Raw genomic sequence first — 4,858 nt, forward strand, 5'->3', positions numbered from 1 at the left:
CAGCGCCACGGCCGCTTGCAGGCGAAATGTCGTGGCCAGCAGCGGCAGTGCGCAAAGCGCCATCAGCACGGCAAGGTGGACGCGGAAATGCGAGAAGGAATCGAAGGCCGGATGCAGCGTTCCGAAAAACCCGGCCACCAGCGCGATCGAACAGGCCAGCATTGCCAGGAATGCAACCGAAATCAGCAATGTCCCGAAGCTCGCTCTCTCCATGCCGCCTGCTTATCGGCAGAAATGCGGCCCAATCAAGATGAGAAATGCCTACGCGATGCGTGGCATCGGCCTACTGGAACGCCGTCTCCGAAAAACTTCTGAGCTTGCGCGAATGCAGCCGCTCCATCGGCATTTCCGCAAGCTTCTCCATCGCCCTGATGCCGATGGTCAGGTGCTGCGCCACCTGGCGCTTGTAGAATTCGGTCGCCATGCCGGGCAGCTTCAACTCGCCATGCAGCGGTTTGTCCGAAACGCACAGCAGCGTGCCGTAGGGAACACGGAAGCGGAAGCCATTGGCGGCGATGGTCGCCGATTCCATGTCGAGTGCGATGGCGCGAGATTGCGACAGACGCTGTACCGGCCCACGCTGGTCGCGCAGTTCCCAGTTGCGATTGTCGATGGTGGCGACGGTGCCGGTGCGCATAATGCGCTTCAGGTCGTAGCCGGAAAGGCCGGTGACTTCGGCGACGGCTTCCTGCAACGCCACCTGGATCTCGGCCAGCGGCGGGATCGGCACCCAGACCGGAAGATCGTCGTCCAGCACGTGGTCCTCGCGCACATAGGCATGCGCCAGCACATAGTCGCCAAGCGCCTGGGTGTTGCGCAGGCCGGCGCAGTGACCGAGCATCACCCAGGCATGCGGCCTCAGCACCGCAATATGGTCGGTGATGGTCTTGGCGTTGGAAGGACCGACGCCGATATTGACCATGGTGATGCCGCCATGTCCCGATTTCTTCAGATGATAGGCCGGCATCTGCGGCAGGCGCGGCGGTGCAACGCCTTCGCTGGGCGCGCTTTGCCCGCCCTTGGTGATGACATTGCCCGGCTCGACGAACTCCGTGTATCCGCCGCCGCCATTGGCCATCAGGTCGCGTGCGCGGGCGACGAATTCGTCGATGTAGAACTGGTAATTGGTGAACAGCACGAAGTTCTGGAAATGTTGCGGCGTGGTCGCCGTATAGTGCGACAGCCGGTGCAGCGAATAATCGATGCGCTGCGCCGTGAAGGGCGCCAACGGCCTCGGCTCGCCAAAGGCCACTTCGAAGGTGCCGTTGGCGATCTGGTCGTCGGTGCCGTCGAGATCCGGCACGTCGAACAGGTCGCGGATCGGCCGCTTGATGCGCTCGGCCGCCGCGCCGTCGACATGGGTGCCTTCGAGAAAGGCGAAATGCAGCGGGATCGGCGTGGTCGATTCCGATACCGTGACCGCAACTCCATGATTGCGCATGATCAGCCGCAACTGCTCGACGAGATAGCTTTCGAACAGGCCGGGCTGGGTGATGGTGGTGGCAAAATGCCCAGGCGTCGGCATATGGCCATAGGCCTGGCGCGAGTCGATCTGGGTGAACGAGTTGGTGGTGACGCCGATCTCCGGGTAGAAGGCCCGGTAGCGCTTGCCATTGTCGCCGCCTGCTGCCGCCAGCTCTGCGAAGGAGTCGCGCAGGAACTTGGTGTTGCGGTCGTAAAGCGCCTGCAGTGCCTTGACGGCCTTTTCGGCGCTATCAAAGCTTTGCCGGCCAAAAGGCTCCGGCATGACGACAGATTCGATGGCTTGTGGGTAGATTCGCTTTTCCATGGCTCAATATAGAGACTTGGATCGGCACTTGGGAGGGGTGTCGCGACCGAAGGCGGCCAAAGCGCTGTTTTTCTTCAACCGCGCTGTAGGCTGACCAGGAGCACAAAGCCGACGCCGGACTTCTTCAGGGCTGGTGCGTCGATCGTCGAGCCGTTATCGGCGCGCATCATCGGCACGGCCAGAACCGGAGCGGCCAGAACCGTCAGGATAAGCGCCGCCCGCGGCAGAAGCCGAAGGGTCTTGAGAGCGTTGGCGGCGATGCGGTTCATGATGTCTGAGCTTTTCTTTTCGAGGTCTTGGTTTCTTTGTTCAGTTGCGAAGATGGGTGGGGCAGGCGAGGCGGCAGGTTCTGGAACTGGCTTCGTCCCAGGCGCGGGCCGGACGGCCCGCTTCGGCAACGAGGATGGCGAAGAACATTCCAAACAGGCTCACCAGCAGGCAGACGATGGTGAAGCGGCGAGCAAGCATTGGGTCGGTCTCCTTCAACACGCCGGAGAATGCCCTGATGCAACTGAACCGGCTCTGATGCCGGCGTTCATCTGCGGTTCAAGATGATTGACGGGGTTTCGACGGCGCCGGCGTCGGTTTGGATAGCCGCCGGCGGGTATCGAGCATCACCGGTGCAGGATGTGTCGACAAAACGAAGACGGGGCCCGTTGGGGCCCCGTCCTCATGTCGCAAGGATGCGCTCGATCAGAGCTTGTGCCAGGTCTGGCTCTTGCAGATCAGTCCGCCGAGCACGCAGCCGCTCATCTTGAGAGAGGTGCCCGACAATGTCGCCTTGCCCGAATAGGTCTTGTCGTTTGCCGGATCGGTGATGTTGCCGGCATATTTGTTGTCGCCTGTCGCCTTGAGCGAGCCGATGGTCTTGCCGGCATATTTGCCGGACTTGAGCGTGATGGAAAACGAACCGCCGCCTGCGATGGCCGCGGTGTCGCCGGCCTGCGTCTTCCAATTGCCCTCGATCGGATCGGCCCAGGCCGCACCGGCCATGATAAATGTGGCCGCAAGGGCCAGACTCACTTTTCGAAACATGTCTTCCTCCCTTTGGATGTCCGGCCGGATGCTCCGCCTCGCCGGTCTGCCGCTTACGCAAACGTAAGCTAATCCAGCTCCCGGCAAAACAAAAGCGGTGCCGCAACGGAAGACTTTCGGATTTTGAAGGGCCCCGAATGCGTCTCCTGGCCAAGGAAATGAAACGATCGGCGCATCGCCTTTGTCTCCCGTGGTTAGCGAAGTCTTGACTTGGCATCGGAAAATTTTCGTCAAATTTGACGCAAGCAGGCTGAATTGCTGGTTTTGTATCCTTAACAAATTTCAGCGTTTACCTCTTGTTTTAGCTTTGTTTTCCTCAAATTAAGCACGCCATTTAACGACGGATTCAAGCCTGCACGGCATTCTCGAAAGCATCGGAAGAGCAGCCGCCAAGCACGAAAGAAGGCAGCTCTCGGGAGCCTGACAGGGGCCGGAAACAGGGGATTGAAATGGCACGTTTTGAAATGCTTGAAGCAGGTTTCGGCGCCATGGGGGCAACTGCCCAGGCCGACATCCTTTTCGAACTGGGCATGATGTATGCGACCGGCCGCGATTGCGAGACCGATGTCGTTGCCGCCCACAAATGGTTCAACATCGCCGCCATCAAGGGCTCGGCCCGCGCCGCCGAACTGCGCTCGGAATTGTCGGCCGCCATGTCGAAGGTCGAGATCGCCAAGGCGCTTCGCGAAGCCCGCGAATGGATGACCATGCACTGAAATCTGCCAATCGCAGACTGGCCTATCGAAGATCGAAGACAGGGAAGCTCCGGGATCAAGACTGCACAGACAGCCAGACCCGGCGAAGTTGAAGGCCGCGCAAGACGGTCACGGTTAAGAAAGAGAACGCGGCGGGCCGCAAGGCCCAGTCGTGCGCGACACAGGGAAGCTGAGCGGGATTTTTAGGCGCGGGGGCGCCTGGAGATTGCTCGACGGGCAAAAAAGCCACGACCAGCCGGAACAAGGCTGGCGTGGCTTTTTGCGTGGACGACGTCTTGCAGGCCCAATCGAGCGGCACCAATGCGCCTAGACAGGCCCAATGAAGGATGAAATTGTCCGGCCTCTCTGGAAGAAGCGCGGCCGGGGCGGCCGCGCGTGAGTGGAGGAGTTCTACCATCATGAAAAAATTGAGTATTTTGAACGCGGCCATATTCGGCCTGATGATGAGCACGCCGGTCGCATTCGCCGACGACATCACCTTTGCGGTGATCGGCCCGATGACCGGACAGCTCGCCACCATCGGCGATCAGTTCAAGCAGGGCGCACAGGCCGCTGCCGACGCGATCAACGCCGCTGGCGGCGTCAACGGGTCGATGATCAAGCTCGATATCGAAGACGACCAGTGCGATCCCAAGCAGGCCGTTTCGGTTGCCAACCGCGTCGTCGCCGATGGCGTCAAGTTCATCGACGGCCATGCCTGCTCGGGTTCGAGCATTCCGGCCTCGGCCGTCTATGCCGAAGCCGGCGCGCTGATGATGAGCCCGGCTTCTTCCAACCCGGTGCTGACCGACGCGGCCGCCAAGGCCGGCTGGCCGACGATCATGCGCCTTTATACGCGTGACGATGCGCAGGGCGCCTTCATCGGCCCATGGATCGCCAAGAAGTTCGCCGGCAAGAATGTCGTCGTCCTGCACGACAAGAGCGCCTACGGACAGGGCGTGGCTGACGCCGTCAGGGCAACGATGAATGCCGGCGGCCTCAAGGAGGTCTACTATGACGGCATCAACGCTGGCGAGAAGGACTATTCGGCTCTCGTCACCAAGCTCAAGGACTTGAAAGCCGACGTCGTCTATTTCGGCGGCTATCATCCTGAAGCTGGCCTGATCCTGCGTCAGTCGGCCGAACAGAACCTGAAGTTCCAGCTGATCATGCCGGACTCCATCGCCTCGCCGGAATTCTGGCAGGTCGCTGGCCCGGCCGGCGAGGGCACCATGTTCGTCTTCCCGTCGGACCCGCAGGCAAAGCCGGAAGCCAAGGCAGCCGTCGAGAAGATCAAGGCCGGCGGTTTCGTGCCGGAGGGCTTCACGCTGTTCTCATA

General features: G+C 60.9%; 6 protein-coding genes and 1 pseudogene. 2 read left to right on the forward strand and 5 right to left on the reverse strand.

Going from position 1 to position 4,858, the window contains the following annotated elements:
• The 5 genes and pseudogenes from EN943_RS34930 to EN943_RS34945 form a co-directional block, all read right to left on the reverse strand.
• Positions 1 to 213: pseudogene (locus EN943_RS34930) on the reverse strand (AP endonuclease); the annotation flags it as partial.
• A gap of 70 nt (positions 214 to 283) precedes the next feature.
• Positions 284 to 1,747: an AMP nucleosidase gene (locus tag EN943_RS34935; RefSeq protein ID WP_245476090.1), complete on the reverse strand. Its 1,464-nt coding sequence runs from the start codon at positions 1,745 to 1,747 to the stop codon at positions 284 to 286.
• 116 nt (positions 1,748 to 1,863) lie between these two features.
• Positions 1,864 to 2,058, reverse strand: coding sequence for a hypothetical protein (locus EN943_RS34940; RefSeq protein ID WP_127416370.1), 195 nt, complete (start codon positions 2,056 to 2,058; stop codon positions 1,864 to 1,866).
• 40 nt (positions 2,059 to 2,098) lie between these two features.
• Positions 2,099 to 2,257, reverse strand: a complete 159-nt coding sequence (locus tag EN943_RS37850) for a hypothetical protein (RefSeq protein WP_023812838.1) — start codon at positions 2,255 to 2,257, stop codon at positions 2,099 to 2,101.
• A gap of 225 nt (positions 2,258 to 2,482) precedes the next feature.
• Positions 2,483 to 2,824, reverse strand: a complete 342-nt coding sequence (locus EN943_RS34945; protein WP_127416371.1) for a DUF2147 domain-containing protein — start codon at positions 2,822 to 2,824, stop codon at positions 2,483 to 2,485.
• Between the two features lie 449 nt (positions 2,825 to 3,273).
• Here EN943_RS34945 and EN943_RS34950 point away from each other — a divergent pair, with 449 nt between their 5' ends.
• Both EN943_RS34950 and EN943_RS34955 read left to right on the forward strand, forming a co-directional pair.
• Positions 3,274 to 3,540 (forward strand): sel1 repeat family protein, encoded by a 267-nt coding sequence (locus EN943_RS34950; protein WP_010915070.1) that lies wholly within the window; start codon positions 3,274 to 3,276, stop codon positions 3,538 to 3,540.
• Positions 3,541 to 3,938: 398 nt separating this feature from the next.
• A partial coding sequence (locus tag EN943_RS34955) for a branched-chain amino acid ABC transporter substrate-binding protein (RefSeq protein WP_164770234.1) occupies positions 3,939 to 4,858 on the forward strand: 920 nt, incomplete at its 3' end.

It is taken from the genome of Mesorhizobium sp. M7A.F.Ca.US.006.01.1.1, assembly GCF_003997935.1.
Classification (GTDB): domain Bacteria; phylum Pseudomonadota; class Alphaproteobacteria; order Rhizobiales; family Rhizobiaceae; genus Mesorhizobium.